The organism is Ferrovum myxofaciens (assembly GCF_000735045.1).
Classification (GTDB): domain Bacteria; phylum Pseudomonadota; class Gammaproteobacteria; order Burkholderiales; family Ferrovaceae; genus Ferrovum; species Ferrovum myxofaciens.
This window is the reverse complement of record NZ_JPOQ01000528.1, coordinates 1-304: the sequence shown is the minus strand read 5'-3', so window position 1 is coordinate 304 and position 304 is coordinate 1. Positions and strand designations below refer to the sequence as shown.

1 protein-coding gene is annotated in these 304 nt (G+C 55.3%); it reads right to left on the bottom strand.

Going from position 1 to position 304, the window contains the following annotated elements:
- Positions 1–93: 93 nt before the first annotated feature.
- Positions 94–285, bottom strand: a complete 192-nt coding sequence (gene relB / locus IV91_RS0114930) for a type II toxin-antitoxin system RelB family antitoxin (protein WP_031599586.1) — start codon at positions 283–285, stop codon at positions 94–96.
- Positions 286–304: the final 19 nt, after the last annotated feature.

Below are 304 nucleotides of genomic sequence, written 5' to 3'. Positions count from 1 at the left end.
CGCCGGGCTGCCGGTGGATTCTCGAAAGCGATGTAACGGATGATTTGCGCCAAATCATCGCGGGCTGTAGCCCGCCAAGCGATGAGCAACAAATCACGTCCCCCGCAGTGCGGCCTCGGCTTCCTCAATGATGCTGTCCATCTCGACCATCACTTCGTCATGCGGGATGAGTGACCGATTGTCAGCCAAACTCAACTCGACCTTGGTGCGCAACCAAGCGACATAACTGGCTTCCTGATCGACACTCTCGAATTCTGAAACAAGGGGAGACAGAGCGACGCTCATTTGCTAATTCCTCCGTTTC